The organism is Helicobacter cetorum (assembly GCF_900198405.1).
Classification (GTDB): domain Bacteria; phylum Campylobacterota; class Campylobacteria; order Campylobacterales; family Helicobacteraceae; genus Helicobacter; species Helicobacter cetorum_C.
Window position 1 is genome coordinate 1 of record NZ_FZMR01000007.1, and the last position, 19951, is coordinate 19951.

Consider the following 19951-nt stretch of genomic DNA (forward strand, 5'->3'; position numbering starts at 1 on the left):
CCCAATAACCAAAGAAAAAGATAAGCATAAAAACATTGAGATACCCCAACACATCGTTGAAAATCTAAAAAAACCTTTAAGAGAGTATCAAACAGAGGCTTTGCAAAAGTATTTGCAAACTAGAGAAGAAACCCCCAATAAAAACCATTTAATGTTTGAAATGGCAACCGGTAGCGGTAAAACGCTCGTTATGGCAAGCTTGATTTTAGATTGCTATGCTAAGGGGTATAGAAACTTTATCTTTTTTGTTAATTCTAGCAGTATCGTAGAAAAAACCAAGCTCAATTTTACTGATAGCGCCTCTTTAAAATATTTATTCACAGATAGCATTACTATTGATGAACAACAAGTTGAAATCAATCCCATTAATTCCTTAGAAAATTCCAAAGAAGATGCGATTAATTTATATTTCACTACCATTCAAGCCCTTTATTCGCTATTCACCACTGAGAGAGAAAACGCCCTAACCCTTGCTGAACTAGCCCATAAAAAAATCGTATTTTTAGCTGATGAGGCGCACCACTTAAACACCGAGACCAAGAAAAAGCTTAATAAAAGCGATGAAAATAATAAAATAGGCTGGGAAAGTTTAATCAATCAAGCTTTCAAACAGCATGAAGAAAATCTACTATTAGAATTTAGCGCCACCATTCCTAACGATAAAGAAGTCAAAAAGAAATACAAAGATAAAATCGTATTCCAATACGATTTAAAAAAGTTTAGCAAAGACAAGTATTGCAAAAACATCTTTTCGCTTTTGTATAAAAACGAGAGTTTAGAACAGCGCTTTTTAGGCGCTATGCTATCAAGCTTATTTAAAGAGTTATTAGCCAAACAGCAAAAAATCTTTTTAAAACCTTGCATTTTGTTTAAGAGCGAGAGTATCAAAGAGAGTTTAGAAAATCAAACGCTATTCAACGAATTTTTAGAAAACTTGCATGAAAACCATTTGACAGACTTTTTTGATGTCTCACAAAACGAGCTATTTAATAATGCAGAAATTTTTTTCACGCAAGAAAAATACACCCCAAAAACAATCATCGCTCTTTTACAAAACAAGTTTAAAGAACCTTATCAAATCAACACTAACGACGAAAAAGAGCTAGAAAATAACATGCTCTTATTAAACTCACTAGAAGAAACAAACAACCCTAAAAGAGTGATTTTTAGCGTAGATAAGCTTAATGAAGGTTGGGATGTGCTGAATTTATTTGATATTGTCAGGCTTAAAAATAAAGTTGGCACCAAACAGACGACCACTAAAGAAGCCCAACTCATCGGTAGAGGAGCTAGATACTACCCTTTTAGTTATGGCAATAAAGATACTGATAGAAGAAAATTTAATTTAGACAATCATTTAAGCGCTTTAGAGCGTTTAGATTATCACGCAGTCTATAGCCCTGATTTTATCACTAATCTTAAAGACGCTATGGATAGTTTGGGGCTTAATTTACATGGAGACGATGAAAAAGAAATCATACCCTTAAAACCCACTAAAAATTTCAAACTCTACTACGCATCCAACTCACGCCACAAGAAAAAAGAGCAAGAAGGCTATTGTTATGAATCCGAGCAAGCCCAAAAAGAATTGCAAAAATTCCAAGTGCCATTATTTGCTTTAGATATTACTCAAAAAAGCGTAGATTTTGAAACTACTTCAAGCGATAGTGCGCATTTTGAAGCCCACACTTTAAAAGAAATCCCCACGCCCTTTTTTCTAAAAGCCCTCAATTCCTTGAGCATGGATTTTAAGTTTTTAAAAGAGCATTTTAGCCCTAATTTATTCAATCTTTTTAACAATAAATTAGAGTTTATAGAAAAGGTTATCCGCCCTTTAGAAACGAATTTCAGCACCAAGCAAAGGTTTGATAACCCACAAATCAATCTCAAAATGGCGCAATACATTCTCAAAAACCTTAAAGCATGGGTCAATAAAGACAAAAACCAAAAAGTGGTAACCCCCTTTGAAGTCAAAAGCTTTGACCCTAAAAACCGCCGTTTATACAAAGCCAAAAGCAAGGTTGAAACCTATGAATACCCATGGCTACTTTATAAAAAAATGGAAAAGCTTGATAGCGAAGATGAAAAAGAATTTTTACAATTCATTGAAGACAAAAAAGACAAAATGGATAAAAAATTCAAAGAATGGTGCGTTTTAAGAAACGACCATTTTGAAGAATTAAAACTATTTTGCGATGATGAAAACAAGCCAAGTTACGCTAAAGGCTTTGAGCCAGATTTCATACTATTTGCTCAAACGCATGAAAATGAATACTTAGGCTTTACTTATTACTTAGAAGTTAAGGGAAAGGATAGAGCAGAGAACCAAGACAACGCATGGAAAGATGAATTTTTAGAAATGCTAGAAACTAAAGATTTAAAAGAGAATAACAAAGTCTTAAAACTGCATGGCTTGCCTTTTTTCATGCTTGAAAAGGGCAATAAAGGCAAAACCATTTCTAACAAATTCACCCAAAAATTCAACACCCTCTTTTAAGGACACCCCATGCTAAACCTACTAGAAAATCTAATCATAGAATTTAAAAGTAAAGAAAACTTAGTAACTTTAATCATAGAGCATAACGAAAAGCTGCTAGAATTTATGCTTAATAATGAATTAGCTAACGAATATAAAAAACACTTTTTTAAAGAAATTTCTAACACGCTTATTTTTAACGATAAAGCGTTATTAGAATGTTTAGAAACAAGAGAGTTAAACCACTCTTATACTCGTTTTAAAAATAAAATAGGGCTATTTTTACATAACAACTTCATTAAAAATAGCGAAAAAGTCGTGCTAAATTTCCCTTTTAAAGACAATGTTTTATTAGGTAACGCTAAAGACAACGATACTAAATCTAACGAACTTTTTTACCATGAAATCTTACATAAAAACGAAATTGACACACTTTTAAATCAAAAGGTTTTAGAAAATTTTGAAATGCACGGAGAACATGAAAAGGGCGACTTAGAAAACGCCCTAAAAGATAAAAACACAAACTATCTTATCAAGGGCAATAATTTAATCGCCTTACATTCTTTAAAAAAGAAGTTTGCTAAACAAGTCAAATGTATCTACATTGACCCCCCTTATAATACCGGTAATGATAGCTTTAACTACAACGATAATTTTAATCATAGCACATGGCTAGTGTTTATGAAAAACCGCCTAGAAATCGCTAGAGAATTTTTAAAAGACGATGGCGTGATTTTTGTTAATTTAGATGACCATGAAGTGCATTATTGTAAGGTTTTAATGGACGAAATTTTTGGGGTTAAAAATTTTATAGGTGATTTCATTAGAAAAACTAAAAGCACGACTAATGACGCAAAAATAGGTATTAACTATCAGCATGAATTTTTACTCTGTTATGCGAAAAATAAAGAATTTGTTAATCTCTTAGGGGGACAAAAGAATTTAGAAAACTACAAAAACCCCGATAACGACCCTAATGGAGCATGGATTAGCGATAATCCTAGTGCGAAAAGTGGGAATATGAAAACGGGGTATTTTGCTGTTACTAACCCCTATACAAATAAAGTGGATTATCCGCCTGTGGGCATGTTTTGGCGTTTTTCACAAAATACGATACAAAAACACATTGATGAAGGGCGTATTTGCTTTAAAAAAGAGTATAAAGACAATGAAAGGGGTTTTATTTACAAACGCTATTTAAAAGATTTAAAAACCACGCAAAAGACTTTTGATAGCTTAGAATTTACAGACAACCTTTATATGAACCAAGTTGCTACAAAAGAGCTAATCCCTTTAGGGTTTGCTGAAGTGTTTAAAAACGCTAAACCTGAAAGTTTAATTGCTACGATTTTAGAACACGCTACAAACGAAAACGATCTCGTGCTAGACTTTTTCGCCGGTAGCGGAACGACTTGCGCGGTCGCACACAAAATGAAGAGACGCTATATAGGAATTGAGCAAATGGACTATATAGAGAGCATTACCAAAGAGAGATTAAAAAAGGTTATTGATGGGGAACTTGGGGGCATTTCTAAAAAGCTAGATTTTAAAGGGGGTGGGAGTTTTATTTATTGCGAATTAAAAGAAGTGAATTTACAAATAAAAAAGCAAATCCTTAACGCTAAAAATACAAGCGAATGCTTAGAAATCTTTAATGCGTTAAACAAGCGCATTTTAAAACGCGCTGATTGTGATATTCACGCATTAAATAAAGAAGAGTTTAAAACCCTTAGTTTAGAACAACAAAAAGAAATTTGTTGTGAATTGCTAGACTTTAACGAAGACTATTTAAACTTAGGCGATATTGACGAAGACACATGGGAAATTGATGAAAACACTAGAAAATACAATGAAATCTTTTATAAAAAATAATCCTTAAGGTTTAATCCCTTTAAAAAGTTTTTAGCTATAAGAAACGATTTGCAAAATAACACTATAATTAAAATTTTAATAAAAGGAGATATTGATGTTACAAAGTGTTAAAAAGAAAGCTTTTCTAGCGCTGTTATTCAGTGGGCTGTGTATGGTAGGGCTTAGAGCAGAGCAAGACCCCAAAGAGCTTGTAGGCTTAGGTGCACAGAGTTATAAAACGCAGGATTTCGCTAAGGCTAAGAAATATTTTGAAAAGGCATGCGAATTAAAGGAGAATAGTGGGTGCTTTAATTTAGGGATTTTATATTACAAAGGGCAGGGTGTGGAGCAAGATTTCAAAAAGGCCGCTCAGAGCTACACTAAAGCATGCGATTTAGGCTATAGTAGCGGTTGCTTTATGCTAGGCAATCTCTATTATGATGGGCAAGGCGTTTCTAAGAATGTTAAAAAATCTTTAGAATACTATTCTAAAGCATGCGATTTAAAATACGCTGAGGGGTGCGCGAGCTTAGGGGGAATCTATCATGATGGCAAGGCAAATGGAACAAGAGACTTTAAAAAAGCGCTAGAGTATTTTACTAAAGCATGCGATTTAGATGACGCTGATGGTTGCACTATCTTAGGCACTCTATATGATGAGGGGCGTGGCACGGCTAAAAATTTGAAAAAAGCCCTTGAATCTTACAATAAAGCATGCGGTTTAAAGGATAGTGCGGGGTGCTTTAATGCCGGGAATATGTATCATAAAGGCGATGGCGTAGCGAAAAATTTTAAAGAGGCTATCGCTCGCTACACTAAAGCATGCGAATTTAAAAATGGCGGAGGGTGCTTTAATCTAGGGGCTATGCAATATAATGGGGAGGGTGTTAGCGCTGATGAGAAAAAAGCGATAGAGAATTTTAAAAAAGGGTGCAAACTAGGCGCTAAAGGCGCATGCGACACGCTCAAGCAATTAAAAATCAAAGCTTAGGTTTTGATAAGCTTTGGGCTTATTTTTTTATAAATGGTGTTTTTTCCAAGCAGTTCAAAGGCTGATAGATTTTAGAAAAAAAAAGGGGGGTTGTTTTTTATTAAGCCCTATCCTTTTTAAAATAATTGGTTTTTAAAATCTTGTTGTGTTTTAGTGGTGATTATAACAATCGTTTTAATGATAAAAATTATTGTGGTTTTTGATAAAAGGCAGGCTTGTTTATTTTATCAACCATAATGATAAAACAAAGAATTAGCCTTATTAACTATTTGATAAGACTATCTATGATAACTCTTGTGATGATTGCTTAAAGATTTTTCACACAAATTTCACTAAAATCATTCCGCTAAATTTATCATTTTTGTAAAATTCTATGCGATAGATTTTTTCTTGCTTATCTAGTGAAAAGCGTTTTTGAAAATCTTTGAGCTTGATAGTGTAACCCACTTCATTAGGCTTACTCTCATTAGTTGCACTAAAGCCAATCACATTGACACGAATATTTTCAATGGCATGGATATAAAAACTCTCTTTGACTTCAATAACGCTCCCCATTTTAACCACTCGTTCACTATTATCTATTCGCATTTTCACTTCTTCTAAAGAATTATCAAACTCTATGTAAAAAGGCGATAATCGTGTCATAAGCTTGTTGCCGTATTTTAAAAACACTTCTTTTTGATTTTCTATTAATCCTACAATATAAGCGTTACTCTCTATAGGAATTTCTGAGATATAAGTGTTTTTAGGCAAAGGAAAATGATTGAGCTTGGGGCGTAAATTAAAGATTTGCATTTTAGGTAGAGAGTCAATTTTTGCCCACAAGCTTTTATCATTGATGAGAGCATGCACGCTATTAGGATTAAGCTCAAAATCTCGCTTGAAAGGAATATTAAGCTGGTTTAATAAACCCTCAATCGCTTGCAAATGATAAAACACTCTTGTTTTTAGGGGGAGTTCTTTGCTCGCTTCATTCGCAAACGCACTCTTTTTTTGATTGATGGCATAAAAAGTCAGGGCTTTTTCCATTTCTTTATCGCCTTGTGCGGTGTGAGTGTTTCGCAAATGATACTCTTCAATGGGGCGTAGTAAATGGGCGTTGATACTATCAATCGTATTGTTAGCAAAAGAAAGTAAGTTGGGGAATTTTGCCCCCTTAACTTCATCTTGGTCAATGATAAAGCAATTTCCCCATCGCTTAGGATTAAGCATAGAATCAACATAAATAGGGCGATAATACCCACTCCCATCATGCAAGTGCAAAATGGCATCAATACTTGGCTCAGCAATAAGAGATTTGACATGCTCAATAATAGGATATTCAGGGTCATTTTTATCTAAAGTGGCGAATTTGCGGTTCATATCCCCATACAAGCCCCTATGATTTCTTAACATAGAATGCTTGTTTAATACCGGAACAACCTTAACAGAGCCTTTTAAAATGGTATAGTGTTTTAAAAACAAATTAGTCGCATTAAAACCCCCCGGTTCATCGCCTTGAATCCCTCCTAAAAGCAATAAATGGGGGGCTTTGTCTTTATCATCTAAATTTTTAGGGGTTTTTTCTATAGGGGTAATATCATAAATTAAGGGCGTTTTTTCTATCGCATTCAAAAATACCAAAGAATACAAGCTCAATACTAAGTGCCAAATTTTTCTCATCAAATCTCTCTAATTTTTGAAATTAAACAAATGCTAATTATACCTAAAAACCATTTTCAAGGGGCTTATTTAAGGTTTCTGCAAAAAGGAACGAAAAATGCTTATAGGTTTGTAATTTTACCTAAAAGGTTTTTTTATGGATATGTTAAAAACTCTTCAAAAGCATTTGGGAAATGTTGAAATAGGCGATTTTAAAACTAATGGATTAGAAAAATCCCAACAAATTGCAAAATTCAGTAGAGACATGAAAAATGTTAATGAGAGCGTTGGGGCGTTACAAGTTTTACAAATCGCTTGCAAAAAACTCTTAAATAAGAGCATGGGTTTAGAAGATAAGGACGCTTTGCAAGCTTCTATCACCAAACAAGAATTACAAGAAATTGTAGAAAATTGCCAGTTTCTAGCATCGCCTTTGTTTGATACTGAGCTAAACATTAGCATTAATGATGAAGTGTTTTCAATTATGGTAGCTAATCCTTTGAGTTTATTAGAAAATGCAAGTGAATTTCAAGCTTATTTGGAAGAAAAACTAAACGAAATTAAAGAAATGTTGGGTTATTTGAGTGAAAGCCTTTCAAACTCTCAAACCTTTATGCCAAGTTTTTCAAACAACCGCTTTAAGGATTTGTTAAGCGATAATCTAAGGGCTTAACGCTCTAATTGAGAAATTTTAAGTTTCCATAAGAGATATGAGCCTAAAAACGCTATCACAAATAAGCCCACTAAATAGTAGCCTAAATCCCCAAACTCTAAATTTTGTAAAAAATTGAGTAAAGGGTTTTTGAAAGTGATATGCAGTTTTTGTGTACTAACTTGAAACAATTCTACCAAACCTATACCTAGAGCGATAAACACGCTTAAGGCTGTGATGGAGATATTATAATAGATTTTTCTTAAAGGGGTTTTGAACGCCCAATCATATGCCTTGAGCATGAACGCTCCATCTAAAGTGTCAAACAAACTCATACCAGCAGCAAAAAGAATGGGTAAAGAGAGCATGCCTACCACACTCACTTTAATCGCACTACTTGATAGGGCGAGAAGGGCAATTTCACTTGCTGTATCAAAGCCTAGTCCAAAGAGAAAACCGATAGGATAGATATGCCACGACTTAGAGATGAAATTAAATAAGGGCTTAAAAAAGCGATTGAGTAAGCCCCTATCTGCTAAAAGGCGTTCAATCTCTTCATTTTGTTGTTGATTCAAGCTTTCATTAGAGTGCGATTTTTTAAAGATTTTTAATAAATCTATTAAAATAATGGCGTTTAATAGCCCCATAATAAGTAAAAATATCCCAGAAACCAAAGTCCCCACTACCCCACCCATTTCTTCTAACATTGGCGTATGTTCTTTAGCCCAAGCAATCGCAAACGCACTAATTGTTGTCATTAAAATCACCACACTTGAATGCCCCATAGAAAAGTAAAATCCTACTCCATAGGCGTTTTTACCCTGTTGAGTGAGCTTTCTAATAGTGTTGTCTATACAAGCGATATGGTCAGCATCAAAGGCATGCTTTGCCCCTAGCATGTAAGCCATAGACGCCGCAGCATAAAAAGTGGCGTTATTAGCCATAAAAAGCAAAATGAAACCTAAGAGATGTAAAAACACAATCGCCAAAAAATAAGGAAACCACAATTTCACAGCACACCTTTTTTGTGAGAATAAGATTTTTAGAATAATTGTAATATAAAAAGTGTCAAAGAAAGTAGGCAGTGTTAAAAAAATTAGAGAAAGAAAAGAGAGTTAAGCTAAAACTAAGATATATATATACTTTTAAAGCTTAAAAAGCAATAAATTTAATTGTTAAAGGAAGTTTAATGGCGTATTTGAAATGCAAGTCTTGTGGAAACAAGGAAGAAACTAATTTAAAGTTTTTTGTGAGAGTGATTGGAGCGGCCTTGCCAGCTGGAGGTGCTACCGCTTGGACGACTTATCTTTTTGCTGGAACCGGATTAGCACTACCTATTTGTGCGGCAATTATTGCTGGAGGAGTTGCTACTTTAGCTTTTCAAGATGAGATTATAGAGTGGTTAGCTAGTAAGGGATATAAATGTGAGAAGTGTGCTAAATCTTCTTTTGTTATGAGTAGGGATTGATAGGGTGGATAAATGAAAGATATGAAAAGATTGTGCAAGAGAATGGTCTTTGCAGTTAGTTTAACTTGTTTTTTGGCAAACACTATTAATGCAGATGATAAAAAGCCTACTCTTAGAGAAATATGTGTTAAAGCTATAAAGTCTTGTGATGGGTATTCTCAAGAACCATATTATTATGATAAATATTATACTTTTAGTATTCCAAAATTTCAAAAATGCGTTGCAAATAAAGTAGCAGAGACACAACAAAGAACCGGATGGGATATCGCAGGCGATATTGCTCTTGGAACAGCCAAAGTGGCAGGACATGTAGTTATTGGTGCATTGAAATTAGCTGGAGGATTATTAGAGAGTGCAGTAAATATGTTTTCTAAAGATGAAGCAATCAGTGAGAGTGTTGGTCAAAGAATAACGAGAGAATTAGACGAGACTTTTACGCAAACAAAGAATGTTATGGTAGAACAAAAAGAACAAATAGTTAGAGATAAAATAGAGAAAGAAATAGCTAGAGATAAGACTATCCTTGCAAAATGCAGTCAAGCTATAAAAAGGTAAGGATAAGCATACTAGATTTATACTTGTGTGCTCAAAAACCTAACCCATTCATCTCTATCAATTAAAAGCACTTCATTAGCTTGGGCTAAATTCTTGGCCGCTTGTGTGAAGTAGCTATTAGTAATCACACAAGCTTTTTCGCAATTATAGTAGGCTTTAGAAGAGACAACTTCTTGAATGGCTTTAGGCGAGACTTTGTGCGAGTAGCGTTTGGCTTGAACCACCCATTTAACGCCGTCTTTTTCTATAATCAAATCCGCTCCATAATCGCCACTTTTTTGAGTAACTTTAGCTTTAAAGCCCTTTGAAGTGAAAAATAGTTTGCAATATTCTTCAAACTCAAAGCCATTCATGGTGTCAATTTCTTTTAAAGTGAGTTTGAGTTTTCTTTTTTGATATGAAGTTATAATACCTTGAAGTAACACAAGCATTGAAAAAACACCCAAAATAACAAGCAGTTTGAAAAGCAAATCATCAGCCGAAGTAACGAGCTTAAACTCTAAGGATTTTTCTAATAAAACATTCCAAGAGAGATAAATCCCTAAGCTAACGATAAAGACAAGAAAGATAACTTTTTTCTTTTTATTTTTTTTGTGGGGCATAGAGATGGGTTAAATTAAAAACATGGAATAAAAAGCTACAGCCATAGGGTATCTTTTTTAGGAGCGTTTTTAAAGCGTTTTTCTAAGCCTTTCATCAAGTCCTGGTATAGCTTATTAAGTGCTTTGATAACAGCGTCATTATAGGGTTTATTCTCTTCAGCAGATTCTGCTAAATCGCCCAAATGATTGGCGTATAAAATAGGGACTTTAAAATGCGTTTCAATAGGGGTGCTTAAAAAACTGCAAGCAACCTGTGGGGTGCATTCAGCTTGCAAACTAGCTTTTATGACAAGCAAACGCACCGCACTCTTAGGGTTTATTGTAGGGTCTATACTGCTTTTTAGCTTTTCTTTAAGCTCTTTTAAATCATTAGGGATTTCTTCAAAAGACATTAAAACATTGCCTATAGGATTGATAAAGGCGTTGTTAGATTGGGGCTGTGAAGGGGAGGCTAAAACGATTTTATAGCCTTGTTCTTTAAAAAAACTAGCGATTTGTTTTTCTAAAGCTTTTTTAAGCTGGTCTTGGTAGAAACGAGGGACAAAGCGTTCGTTAAAAAAGATTTTAGGGGGGTTTAAAGTTAGGGTAATTTTAGGGGCGTTTGAGGGGGTAGGCGAGCTTTTAGAAGTCTCTTTATAATTTAAATCTAATATAGTATATCCTAGCCATTTATTATGACAGCCAAGCATGCTTAAGATAACAGCCCCTAAAACAAGTTTTTTAAAACCCATGCTTACCCTTTTAGCACTCCACTAATTTTCCATGCTCTAATTTCACATGCTTAGTAGCTAATTCTAGCGTGCTTGGGTTGTGTGAAATGAGAATAATCAAACGATTTTCTTTTAATTCTAAAATACTTTGTTTAATACTCTCTTCAGTTGTGCTATCAAGAGCAGAAGTGGCTTCATCAAAGATTAGCACTTGAGCGTCTTTATATAAGGCTCTAGCAATGGCGATTCTTTGGCGTTGCCCGCCACTAAGATTAGTGCCAAATTCATCTAAAATGCTTTCTATACCATTAGGCAATTTTTCTACAAAATCTAGGGCTTTTGCTTTTTTCAAACACTCTTTGATTTTTGCTTCATCAATTTCTAAGCCATACGCCACATTTTCAGCCACACTCCCATTAAAGATAAACACCCTTTGAGTTACTATGCTAATGTTTTCTCTTAAAGATTTTTGCGTGATACTCTCTATTTTTTTATCATTAATGAAGATTTCACCTTGACTTGGCTCATAAAGGCGTAAGATTAAATTCACTAATGAGCTTTTGCCACTCCCACTTTCGCCCTTTAAAGCGATGATTTCATTTTGTTGAAATTTTAAATTGATGTTGCTTAAGGCGTAGCGTTTTTCATTTTCATAAGTAAGCCATACGCTTTTAAATTCTATGGTGTGTATGGCACTATCTAGCACCAACTTTCCATCAATAATAGAAGGCTCTCTTTCTAAAATTTCATGCACTCTATCGCTAGCGACTAAGGCTTCTTGAAAATTAGAAATAATCCTAGTAATGCGTTTAATAGGGGTATAGAGCATAAAAAGAGCGGTGATAAAAGAAAAAAATGCCCCCACACTAATCTTGCCACTAATAACTTCATTCCCCCCTAGATAAATCACTAATGCTATAGCAATGGATCCTAAAAATTCCATTAAAGGCGAAGAGATTTCAGCCACGGCGATGTTTTTGATACCGATTTTAAAAAACGCTTCATTTTCTTTCATAAAAGTCTTATGTTCTAATCTCTCGCCATTAGAAATTTTAATCGCTTCTACATTATTAAAGACTTCGCTTAAGCGTGCGGTAATTTTTGCGTTACTCTCTTGATTGGCTTTAGCGAGTTTTTTTACCTTACGAATGATTTTGCTAATAGGAATAGCAGCTAAGGGCATAATCACTAGCCCTACTAACGCTAATTTGGGACTTTGATAAATCACCACACCCACTAATCCAATAATCGTTAGCCCTTCTCTTATGCTTTCTGAAAGATAATTTGACAAGCTCGCACGAATTAAACCTATATCATTAGTAATTCTAGCGATTAATTCGCCCTTTTTAGTTTTATTGAAAAAATCCATTTCCATTTTTAGAAGGCTTTCTAACATAGCGTTGCGTAATTTTTTAATAATATCAAGCCCGATGAAGTTGGTGAAATAAGTGCCTAGATAAATGCCCCCACTCTTACCAAAATACGCCAAAATCACTAAAAAAGGTAATACTTTTAGCATTTCAACATCTTTATTAATAAAAATATCATCTAAGGTAGGTTTGACTAAATAAGTCCCCCACGCCGTGCTTAAGGCTACAACGACTGAAGAAAACATCACAATGATAAAGCTTTTATAATGCTCTTTAAGATATTTGGAATAACGCTTGAAAAAGAGTTTCAAATGCTTGACCTTTTGGTTTTTGATTAAACTATTATTATAGTATTTATTGAGAGATTTTTATGCTGAGTTGAAGTGGGTTTGTTTAGAAATGGACTTGATTTTATAAAAGGGCATTAATTTTTTAGAATTTTAATAAGGCTGTAAGATTGTTTTTTGAGTTAGTGTTTTTTAAGAAAATGGCTAAAAGTTAGAAAGATATTAGAACTAGTATAGTTATCAATGATTTCTGTGGTTTTGTTGCTTGAGCTAATGTGTAAAGTTTGGCTAACCAATGGGATTTGAACTCCCAATGTCCATAGTGAGCTGTCATGCCTTATTCTTAATCCAAAAGTAAAATTTAAGTTAAAATCATTTAAGACATTATTATGATTGCTAAAACCAAGAGTATAGATATTAGCCACACCTAGTAATCCGCTAAAAATTCCGCATGCACGGATAATGGAGTGTTTCTCATGTAAAAATACTTTGTTAAAAAGATTGATAATGATGTTTTCTCCTATTCCAAAGCGGTAGTGGTTTAGCGAGGAAAAAGAATTATTGATATTACTAAAACGCCCTGCATAATCGTAGCGATAGCCAAACTCTGCATAAGAACTAAAACCCAAAAAAGGACTGATAAATTTTTGATAGCCCAATTTAGTTTGCAAACCTAAAGAGTATGAGTTTGCTCGTATGCTTTGAGGAGAAAAACTTGCTATGGGTCTAGAAACAGATTTTAGAGCAAGGAGGGTAACGGCTTGGTTGGCATTAAAATTTTGTGGTTTAATGAGAGTGGGTAATGGAGTTGCTTGCGTGTTGATAGTTGGGGGGGGGGGGGGTAGGGGGGGGGGGGGGGGGGGGGGGTAAGGAGTGGCGTTGGATAAATTGATAGGATTAAGCGTGGGAATAGCATAGCTAGGTGCACCTTTTTGATTGAGAGCGTTTATAGCTGTGATAAGGCTTGATAGGCTTTGAGATGCTGGGGCATCAGATTGGTTTGAAATGACAGATTGCAAAATAAGCTCGCCTTGTGCTTGGAGTTTTTTAGAAATATCATGCACTTCTTTTTGGCTGAAATAGAGTGCACCTAAGTAGTAAGAATTTGACCAACTATTATATTCACAAAAACTAGCTTGATAGCCACCAGAAGGATAAGGCACAGGGATTTCACCACTCTTTCCTTGACAATATTGTGTGAGTTCTGGAGTTTTTACTCCCATAGCCCAAAAAGGGTCGTTAGGGTTAGAAAATACATTGAGCATGTAAGGAATCATTTTTTGGGTATAGGCATTAAGCAAGCTATCAAAAGCACTAAATGCGTTGTGTTGTAAGGCTACTTTCATCAGTTCGTATAACAAAGAGTTTGTAAAATTACCATTGAAATTACTATTGCCAAGTCCTTGAGAATTGATGTTTTCAAACGCATCGTGAAGTTCTTTTTCATAGGTGGTGTTAGGTTTGCCATCAGTGCCTGAGCCTCCTCCTACAACATTAGGAGCTTGAATGATAACTTCAGTGCCTAACTGCCCAATATTAAAAAGAGTGTTCCATACTTGCTCTATGCTAAGTCCTAGAGTTTTATTCCAAGTGGGTTTAGGTGGATTGAATGTGCCACAAGTCCCTCCTTTAGAACTTTCCCCAAATAAATTTAGCAAAGCACAAGACCTACCATTATTGATAAATTGAATGTTGTTTAAATTTTTGCCAAACGCACTACCGACAATATATTGTTCCCATTGATTATGGAAATCTTTAGCAAAATTTTCGCTAATTTTGACTACGCCTTGTAAGACTTGTTGTTTTAAAGTGGATGCCTCCAAATTTAATTGCGCTAATTCAATTCCGTATTCATTTTGAAGGGTTTTATTTTTTTCTTTGAGCTTTTCAATGCCTTGTTGAAAGCTTGTTTGCATGGCTTTAATTGTATTGTTGAGTTCAATAATCGCTTTATGCACCTCTGCATAATCCATGCTACTAATCTTATTTGGATTGAATGAAATGGGTGGTTGGTGGTAGCTAGTTTTTAAGTCATGTGAAATTATTAGCATTTTTTCTTTTATGGTGTTATAGATTGTAAGGCTTTTTTGTAATGCAATGATATTCTCAATATGGGATTGTTCTAGTTCTTGCTGATAAGAGTCTAAAGTCTTTTGAGCTTGGGTAATTAGAGATTGGTTTTGTTTTTCGTAGTTTTCTAAAGCTTGATTGAGATAGGCTTGGTAAGCTTTTATACTATTTTTCAAGCTATATCCCTTAGGGTTAGAAGTTTTTAAACTTTCTTGTATTCTAGTTAAAAGAATTTGTTGTTCTTTTTGGTCAATGTTTGGAATAAGCTCACTCAGAGCTTTTGCATAAGACTGCAACTCTTTTTGCGTTTGTTGCTGATTATATTCTAGCAAGTGAATTGTATTGTTGTAATCTTGGTTTTTTAGCTGTAGGGCTTGGTTATTATTGTTTATATTGTCACTGCTTGTGTTATTGTAGGGGTTGGGAGCATCCTCTTCTAATATTTGAGGACCACCACCAACTTCCATACCAAAGCTTGTGAAATACCCATCTAAAGAGCCTTTTAAAAATGGTGAGTAATCAACTAAAGTAGCATGAACATTATTTAGTGCAAGCAATGCAATTAAAAAGGCACGCTTTAGCAATATCCGTTTTTTTTGAGAGACCATTGCCACACCCTAAGTAATCTGAGTAACTCTATTCTATCGTAAGTTATCTAATAAAACAATATTTCTAAGAGATACTCAACAGAATCTTGCGTCTTGCGGTCATCCAGATCGTGTAAATTGAGATTAGGACTATTGATCTTATTAGTTTAAAATATAGTAAAAATATTCTTGATTTTTAAAAGTAGTTTATAATTCTCTAACAGATTGTATTAGAGGAAATATGAACGATAAACTTTTAAAATTTTTAGTTTTAATGGCATTTAGCACAAGTTTTTTGCAAGCCCATGCTAGTGGGGTCAATAAAGCGTTATTTGATTTGAAAGATTCTTATTTAATAGGTCATCTAGCTCCTAAATCAGTGGATATTGGAGGCTGGAAAGGTAATACCAAAGAATGGGGGGCTACAGCTTTAAATTACATCAATACAGCTAATGGGGACGCTAAGAAATTCAGTAGCTTAGTTGAAAAAATGCGGTTCAATTCTTCGGGGTTAGGCGTATTTAAAACGCATTCTTATTTAAAGCAAGCTTTAAAAATAGAAAAAGATTTGAAGTATAACCTTAAGGTTATTGCTAGAAACGCTTTTTATAGCTATCGCACAGGCATTTATATCCCTTTAGGCGTTTCTTTAAAAGACCAAGAAACGGCTCAAAAAATGCTTGCTGATGTGAATGTTATCAGTCAATATCTCAATAAAATAAAAGATACACAAGGTTCTAATAGTGTGTATAGTGGCTATAGAAATTACAATTACTATGGATATTATGCGAGTCCTTATTGGCCGTATTATGGGTTATATGGTTATGGCATGTATGGCTATGGCGGTATGATGATGATGATACAAATGCAAGACTATCTAATGTTAGAAAACTATATTTATGCTTTAGATAGGGAGGAGAGCTTAGAACATGAGGCTAGAATTGATGATGCACCTAGGGCTGATGATAGTTCTACGCCTATAGATAAAAATGATGATAGAGATGATAAAGATAGCAAAGATTTTAAGAATGACCCTAAAGAAGATTTAGCTAACGCTAATGTTATGGGATTTTATCGTAACCCAAAATTTAGCAAAGATATTCAAACACACCGATTAAATCATGCGCTAGTGAACTTGGATAATAGCCACCAACTAAAAGATAACCCTTTGTTTAACACTAAAGCCTTGCCTTCTAAGAGCGTTGATGCCATTACGCATGAGGCAAAGCAATTAAATGGCTTAGTGAAAGAAATTCAAGATTTAAAGGCTCAAGGAGCGAGCCAGCATAAGATTGATTCGGTTGTGGATAAGGCGATTGATGTGAGAGATAAGCTAGACAATAATCTCAGCCATTTAGATAATGACCTAAAAAATGCGCCCAATGACCTTTCAAGCTCTGAAAAAACACAAGTGCATGAGGCTATGGAGAGCGTGCAAAAACTTAGTGATAGTAGCGATACGATTGGAAGCTATTTAGATGGGAGCATGAAAATTGATGATGAACATGACATGATGGATAATTCTAACATGCTGACTAATCAAGCTCCCTTAATAGTTCGCCCCCAACATGACAGACAAGCTAACCCTATCAATAACGCTAATAACCAAAGCCATGATAGCTCCAATACGCTGATGAACCACGCTAACGCCAATAACCCTCCAAATAACCTTGATGACACCAAAGATAATTCCAATAATACGACCGACACACAAGATTCTAGTAGCAATGCCAACGATACAGATGATTCTCACAATGATAGCTCTGATAATGACAACTCTAATGATATGAATGATAATAGCGATAATGCGGATAATACAGATAGTAACGATAATAATGGCGATGAAAATCCGGGAGGCGATGATAGCACGGATACAGGAGATGGGGGAGATATGCAAGATATGAATGATATGCAAGATATGCAGGACATGAACGATATGAACGATATGCAAGACATGATGAATTAAAAAATCTTTTGAAAAGTTATAGGGCTTTAAGGATTAGAATGGAAAAACCAAGAATTCTGGCTTTTCAAAAAAGTTTATTAATGACAGATTGAACCTAGCTGTTCCTTAAATTTACGATTGCCATAGTTAAAAACCTTTGACCCTAACTTAGGAAAATTTTTCTTAATAACTTTGTCTAGCTCACTTAACTCGCATCTTGTAACAGCTATTTTTACAATAGCGGTTTGCAACTTCTTATTGATATATGTCCCTGTTACTTTAGTATTATCCAATAGATAGCTGTATGCGACAGCTCTTAAGGCATCAATATCTTCATCGCTGAGCTTAGTCTCTTTTTTAAATTCTTTTCTATAGCCCTTAAAAAGTTCATGGATAGATAGGATTAAACGCATTTTTGCCTCTGAAGTCGCTTGAGTAATGCCCATTTTTTCATTCATGATCGGAATGGCTGCAATACCCAGCTCTTCACCTGGTTTCAATGCGTACTCAGAGAAGACCCATTTTGGTGCATCTTTATAGTCTTCTTCAAAATATCTTAAGTTTTCTAGGCTGGGTTGTTGATCAACAAGAATGGGTTTAGCCACTAAAAAAGCACAACAAACACTAACGCCCAATGCTATATTTTTCAATTTCATAAATTACCTTTAAGATTTGATAGTTATAATATTACGAAATTTTTAAATAAAAATCAATAGTTAACCAAAAGATAAAAATGATTTTATACAATTTTTTGCGTTATCTATTTTTTTTTTTTTTTTTGAATGTGCAAGAAATGGCTTATACAAGAGTTTTTATGAGGGTTATTTTTTATAATAATGAAATAAATTAACTTATTTTATATCTAAAAAGTTTGCAAAATAAACGCATGGTTTTTCTATAAAATTAGACTTTAAGATATTGCTTGGGGCATTAATGGTCTTAAATATTTGGATAGAAATTGATAATTAAGAGATTGATTATCATCTAAGAATTATCATCTAAGAATGAGACACTGAATCTCTAAGCCTTTATTAAAAATAAAAAACCTTTATTTTGTCTTGTATTCCATTTTTACATGTCCTTAAACAATTAAAATTCCATGCAAGAGTATTTTTATTTGTGAGAAATATAGTTTAAATGCTCTGTAGGATAAGATAGTAATATCAAGGGGTATTTAGGCATTTTTAGAGAGCTATAAAAGCACTTTTAAAATCTTTTTGGCTCTGTTTTTAATCAAGTGCCGATAGTTAAAGCATGCCTTTTAATCTAAAGTAAGAGAATTTCTTTTGAGTTTTAATGATAAAAATAGAAAATTCCTTTCAAGTGAGGAGAGCCACACAAAGAGGTTATTTTCTTTGAGTTCTTTCCTCTTCGTGTTTTTTATGTGGTTTTTCAACTTTTTGCTGTGGAGTAGCAACCTTTGATGTGCTGTCTTTAGTGCTACTGCTAGTAGGGGGTGTTCTAGTCGTAGTAGCTCCACTTTTAATGCCCTTTCTTTTAGCGATAGCCTCTTCAGTTTGTTTTCTAGCCTGCTCTTCTTCTCTTTTTAAGACGCTTGCATTAATTTTCTTCTCTTTTTCTTTTTGGCTTATTCTAACCATACTCACTAGGTATTTGATATAGCCATCATACATATCGCCAAATTGCTCATGTAAAGCACCAAAATCTGAACCCTTATAGAGCCAATTAAACAATGGTAATGAAAGCTCTGTTCCTAAGTCTTGCAAGATATGCTTATAGAACTTTTCTCTATCATTCACTACAAAAGAAACTTTGCCATTTTTATTTTCGTAATAACAAATACCTTGTTTTACACAACTTTCTAAGCTGTCCTTAAAAAACGCTCCAAAAGCGGACAAATCGCCCTTGCTCATTTTGGTTTCAGAGTATTTGTTAAAGCCCTTAACTCTCTCTTTTTCCAAATTGACCATGTTTTTCAAAACTCTCTTGCGGTCTTTTTTGACATTGCCGGTAGAGTTGTCATAAAACATGACATTGGGATCAATCGTTGTGCTAATTGTAGCATCTGCCCATAACCAACAACTCATTACTAAAAAAACTAAAAATCGCACCATAATAAACCCCACAAAAAATTAAAATTTAAAAACCATTCCAAATATTATAAACATTATCTACAAATAAATCAGAACTAGCTCTATAAAAAACTTTTTTAAAAAAGTCTATCTCACAAAATTCTATCATAATTCAAATGACAAATGCACTAAAAACATTAAAAGCACTCAAAAAATTTGAGCCAACACTACTTTTAGAACCACTTTAAGCTAACATATGTTTAAAAACTCTCAGTTTTTAATGATGCTTAGACTCTTCATGGTGCTTGTGATGACTTGCTTTCTTCTGTTCGTGGTATTCCTTTTTCTTATGGTCATGAAAAGGTCCTTCGCAAGTGCAACTATGCAAATCCAACTCTTTTTTGCGATACTCTTTCATAGTAATCTGTCGCTTCTTATCAGTAATGACCTTAAGAATCTCTTCTTCGCGCTTTTTGCGCTCTTCTTCGCTCAAAGTGTCTAAATTCTTACTGATTGCAGCTCTAAAATGCGCTTTATACACTCTACGCTCTTCTTCATTCATAGCCTTTAAGCGCTTGTGAACCTCCGCACGAAACTGAGGAATTTCTTCAGGAGCAACTTTTCCTGCTTGTTCAGCAAGCTGTTTGTTATCCATGTTTTTAAAATCGCTTGCTTGCAATGAAAGACCTAGTAACCCTACAAAAAATGCCGAA

At 34.3% G+C, this 19951-nt stretch carries 16 protein-coding genes; 7 read left to right on the plus strand and 9 right to left on the minus strand.

Features of this window, described 5'->3' with window-relative positions:
- The first annotated feature begins 4 nt into the window (after window positions 1-4).
- The 3 genes from C6H25_RS03090 to C6H25_RS03100 all read left to right on the plus strand — a co-directional run bounded on the left by C6H25_RS03090 (window position 5) and on the right by C6H25_RS03100 (window position 5318).
- Complete coding sequence (locus tag C6H25_RS03090; RefSeq protein ID WP_233707314.1) at window positions 5-2497, plus strand: DEAD/DEAH box helicase family protein; 2493 nt, start codon at window positions 5-7, stop codon at window positions 2495-2497.
- Between the two features lie 9 nt (window positions 2498-2506).
- A complete protein-coding gene (locus C6H25_RS03095; protein ID WP_104748011.1) occupies window positions 2507-4348 on the plus strand; it encodes a site-specific DNA-methyltransferase in 1842 nt (613 codons plus the stop codon).
- 94 nt (window positions 4349-4442) lie between these two features.
- A complete protein-coding gene (locus C6H25_RS03100; protein WP_104748012.1) occupies window positions 4443-5318 on the plus strand; it encodes an SEL1-like repeat protein in 876 nt (291 codons plus the stop codon).
- Window positions 5319-5636: 318 nt separating this feature from the next.
- On the opposite strand, the gene C6H25_RS03105 is transcribed toward C6H25_RS03100, so the two are convergent.
- A complete protein-coding gene (locus tag C6H25_RS03105) occupies window positions 5637-6980 on the minus strand; it encodes a M99 family carboxypeptidase catalytic domain-containing protein (protein ID WP_104748013.1) in 1344 nt (447 codons plus the stop codon).
- A 136-nt stretch (window positions 6981-7116) separates the two neighbouring features.
- On the opposite strand from C6H25_RS03105, the gene C6H25_RS03110 reads away from it, so the two are divergent.
- Window positions 7117-7632, plus strand: coding sequence for a flagellar FLiS export co-chaperone (locus tag C6H25_RS03110; protein WP_104748014.1), 516 nt, complete (start codon window positions 7117-7119; stop codon window positions 7630-7632).
- Here C6H25_RS03110 and C6H25_RS03115 read toward each other — a convergent pair.
- Window positions 7629-8624, minus strand: coding sequence for a HoxN/HupN/NixA family nickel/cobalt transporter (locus C6H25_RS03115; protein WP_104748015.1), 996 nt, complete (start codon window positions 8622-8624; stop codon window positions 7629-7631). The genes C6H25_RS03110 and C6H25_RS03115 overlap by 4 nt on opposite strands.
- Window positions 8625-8800: 176 nt before the next feature.
- On the opposite strand from C6H25_RS03115, the gene C6H25_RS03120 reads away from it, so the two are divergent.
- Window positions 8801-9079: a hypothetical protein gene (locus C6H25_RS03120; protein ID WP_104748016.1), complete on the plus strand. Its 279-nt coding sequence runs from the start codon at window positions 8801-8803 to the stop codon at window positions 9077-9079.
- A gap of 12 nt (window positions 9080-9091) precedes the next feature.
- The gene (locus C6H25_RS08750; RefSeq protein WP_199768928.1) at window positions 9092-9634 is read left to right on the plus strand and encodes a hypothetical protein; all 543 of its coding nucleotides are present in this window, start codon (window positions 9092-9094) and stop codon (window positions 9632-9634) included.
- Between the two features lie 17 nt (window positions 9635-9651).
- Here the strand turns inward: C6H25_RS08750 and C6H25_RS03130 are convergent, their stop codons facing one another.
- From C6H25_RS03130 to C6H25_RS03145, 4 genes are all read right to left on the minus strand, one after another.
- A complete protein-coding gene (locus tag C6H25_RS03130) occupies window positions 9652-10236 on the minus strand; it encodes a restriction endonuclease (protein ID WP_104748017.1) in 585 nt (194 codons plus the stop codon).
- Window positions 10237-10271: 35 nt separating this feature from the next.
- The gene (locus tag C6H25_RS03135; protein ID WP_104748018.1) at window positions 10272-10967 is read right to left on the minus strand and encodes an HpaA family protein; all 696 of its coding nucleotides are present in this window, start codon (window positions 10965-10967) and stop codon (window positions 10272-10274) included.
- A 10-nt stretch (window positions 10968-10977) separates the two neighbouring features.
- The gene (locus C6H25_RS03140; protein ID WP_104748019.1) at window positions 10978-12627 is read right to left on the minus strand and encodes an ABC transporter ATP-binding protein; all 1650 of its coding nucleotides are present in this window, start codon (window positions 12625-12627) and stop codon (window positions 10978-10980) included.
- 158 nt (window positions 12628-12785) lie between these two features.
- Window positions 12786-15230: an outer membrane beta-barrel protein gene (locus C6H25_RS03145; RefSeq protein ID WP_158653862.1), complete on the minus strand. Its 2445-nt coding sequence runs from the start codon at window positions 15228-15230 to the stop codon at window positions 12786-12788.
- A gap of 271 nt (window positions 15231-15501) precedes the next feature.
- On the opposite strand from C6H25_RS03145, the gene C6H25_RS03150 reads away from it, so the two are divergent.
- Entirely contained in the window at window positions 15502-17226 is a 1725-nt protein-coding gene (locus C6H25_RS03150; protein WP_418904543.1) for a dentin sialophosphopreproprotein, read from the plus strand.
- Window positions 17227-17303: 77 nt separating this feature from the next.
- On the opposite strand, the gene C6H25_RS03155 is transcribed toward C6H25_RS03150, so the two are convergent.
- The 3 genes from C6H25_RS03155 to C6H25_RS03165 form a co-directional block, all read right to left on the minus strand.
- Complete coding sequence (locus C6H25_RS03155) at window positions 17304-17861, minus strand: hypothetical protein (protein ID WP_104748021.1); 558 nt, start codon at window positions 17859-17861, stop codon at window positions 17304-17306.
- 690 nt (window positions 17862-18551) lie between these two features.
- Complete coding sequence (locus tag C6H25_RS03160; RefSeq protein ID WP_324761421.1) at window positions 18552-19280, minus strand: hypothetical protein; 729 nt, start codon at window positions 19278-19280, stop codon at window positions 18552-18554.
- A 235-nt stretch (window positions 19281-19515) separates the two neighbouring features.
- On the minus strand, window positions 19516-19951 hold a 436-nt coding region (locus C6H25_RS03165), incomplete at its 5' end, for a DUF1104 domain-containing protein (protein ID WP_418904544.1).

What these genes read in the sequence shown, in the direction of transcription:
- C6H25_RS03095 (WP_104748011.1), top strand. Translation starts at nt 2,507, where the DNA reads ATGCTAAACCTACTAGAAAATCTAATCATAGAATTTAAAAGTAAAGAA.
- C6H25_RS03100 (WP_104748012.1), top strand. Translation starts at nt 4,443, where the DNA reads ATGTTACAAAGTGTTAAAAAGAAAGCTTTTCTAGCGCTGTTATTCAGT.
- C6H25_RS03105 (WP_104748013.1), bottom strand. Translation starts at nt 6,980, where the DNA reads ATGAGAAAAATTTGGCACTTAGTATTGAGCTTGTATTCTTTGGTATTT.
- C6H25_RS03110 (WP_104748014.1), top strand. Translation starts at nt 7,117, where the DNA reads ATGGATATGTTAAAAACTCTTCAAAAGCATTTGGGAAATGTTGAAATA.
- C6H25_RS03120 (WP_104748016.1), top strand. Translation starts at nt 8,801, where the DNA reads ATGGCGTATTTGAAATGCAAGTCTTGTGGAAACAAGGAAGAAACTAAT.
- C6H25_RS08750 (WP_199768928.1), top strand. Translation starts at nt 9,092, where the DNA reads ATGAAAGATATGAAAAGATTGTGCAAGAGAATGGTCTTTGCAGTTAGT.
- C6H25_RS03130 (WP_104748017.1), bottom strand. Translation starts at nt 10,236, where the DNA reads ATGCCCCACAAAAAAAATAAAAAGAAAAAAGTTATCTTTCTTGTCTTT.
- C6H25_RS03135 (WP_104748018.1), bottom strand. Translation starts at nt 10,967, where the DNA reads ATGGGTTTTAAAAAACTTGTTTTAGGGGCTGTTATCTTAAGCATGCTT.
- C6H25_RS03150 (WP_418904543.1), top strand. Translation starts at nt 15,502, where the DNA reads ATGAACGATAAACTTTTAAAATTTTTAGTTTTAATGGCATTTAGCACA.
- C6H25_RS03155 (WP_104748021.1), bottom strand. Translation starts at nt 17,861, where the DNA reads ATGAAATTGAAAAATATAGCATTGGGCGTTAGTGTTTGTTGTGCTTTT.
- C6H25_RS03160 (WP_324761421.1), bottom strand. Translation starts at nt 19,280, where the DNA reads ATGGTGCGATTTTTAGTTTTTTTAGTAATGAGTTGTTGGTTATGGGCA.